The following is a 1,560-nucleotide window of genomic DNA, read 5'->3' as shown; positions in this document are numbered from 1 at the left end:
AGCCGAACGCCTCGGAGCCCGCGCCGCGGACCCGCTCGGCGAGCGCGATCGTGCCGGGCAGCGTGGGGCTGCCCTCGGCGGCGACGAGCAGGGCGGGGGTCTGGTCGTCCACGACGGCGATCGGGCCGTGCAGCAGGTCGGCGTAGGACAGGCCCATGGCGTGCAGGTAGCACGCCTCCTTGATCTTCAGGGCCAGTTCCAGCGCGGTGCCGAACGCGATGCCGCGTCCGGACACGACCGCGCCCGGCACCTTGGCGAGCGCCTCGACGATCCGGCCGAGCGCCGGCGACGCCTCGGTCGCGGCGATCAGGCCCTCCACCTCGTCCGGGACGCGGCGCAGGTCGGCGGCGTCCCGGCCGATGCCGAGGCCGAGGCCGAGCACCGCGAGCGCGGCGAGCTGGGTGGTGTAGGTCTTGGTCGCCGGGACGGCCAGCTCGTCCCCGGCGAGGGTGATCAGCGGGACCTCGGCGGACTCGGCGAGCGGCGAGTCCTGCCCGTTGGTGACCGCGACGGTGCGCGCGCCGCAGTCCTTCGCCCAGGCCAGCGTCTCGACGATCTCCTCGGTCTTGCCGGACTGGCTGATCGCCACGGCCAGCACGCCGTCGAGGTCGAGCCTGCGCCCGTAGGTCGTCGCGATGGACGGCGCGGCGAGGGTGGCGAGGCGGCCGGCGTGCGACTCGATCAGGTACCGGCCGTACACGGCGGCGTTGTCGGACGAACCGCGCGCGATGAACAGCACCTGGCGGGTCTCGGCGGCGAGCCGCTCGATCTCCGGCACGCGCGGCAGCAGCGCCTCGATGGTGCGCCTCAGCGCCTCGGGCTGCTCGCCGATCTCGGCACGCATACGGCTGGTGGTCATGATCCCCCTCCGAGGAGTTCCTGCCCGTCGATCCACGTCATACGCGCGCGGTGGTCGGGCCCGAGCCAGACGAGGTCGGCCTTGGCGCCCGGGGCGATCCGGCCGAGGTCCGGGCGGCCGACGAGGTCCGCCGGGACGCGGGTGGCGGCGTCCACGGCGGTCGCCGGGTCGACGCCGAGCGCCAGCGCGTTGCCGACGGCCTCGTCGAGCCGGAGCCCGGAGCCGGCGATGGTGCCGTCGGCGCGCAGCGGCGGCCCCTGCTCCGGCATGGTGATCGGTTCGCCGCCCAGCTCGTAGGTGCCGGGCGGCATGCCCGCGGCGGACGCGGCGTCGGTGACGAGCACGACGCGTCCGGCGGCGGCGTTGAAGACGACCCTGGCCACGGTCGCGGACACGTGGTGCAGGTCGAGGATGAGGCCGGGGCTCAGCCGGTCGTCGGCGAGCGCCTGCGCGGCCACGCCCGGGTCGCGGTGGTTCATCCCGGACTGGGCGTTGAAGATGTGGGTGACCTTGCGCGCGCCCGCGTCGGCGGCGGCGGCGACCTGGTCGGCGGACGCGTCGCTGTGGCCCACGCTGACCAGCACGCCGTTCGCGGTGAGGGTGCGGATGGCGTCCAGTGCGCCGGCGCGCTCGGGGGCGAGCGTGACCAGCTTGACCAGGCCCGTCTCCAGCAGCGTCGCGATCTTCTCGGGCGTCGGGTC

The 1,560-nt window shown here is 75.3% G+C and carries 2 protein-coding genes; both read right to left on the bottom strand.

Annotated elements, in window-relative coordinates; all coding sequences use genetic code 11:
• On the bottom strand, positions 1-859 hold an 859-nt coding region (locus tag AB0J52_RS39900; RefSeq protein WP_500188351.1), incomplete at its 3' end, for an SIS domain-containing protein.
• The coding region (locus tag AB0J52_RS39895; RefSeq protein ID WP_500188350.1) for an amidohydrolase family protein at positions 856-1,560 on the bottom strand (705 nt) is incomplete at its 5' end. The genes AB0J52_RS39895 and AB0J52_RS39900, both read right to left, overlap by 4 nt.

Origin of the sequence: Spirillospora sp. NPDC049652 (assembly GCF_040675125.1) — a bacterium.
Taxonomy (GTDB): Bacteria; Actinomycetota; Actinomycetes; order Streptosporangiales; family Streptosporangiaceae; genus Spirillospora.
This window is presented reverse-complemented; position numbering and strand designations above follow the sequence as displayed.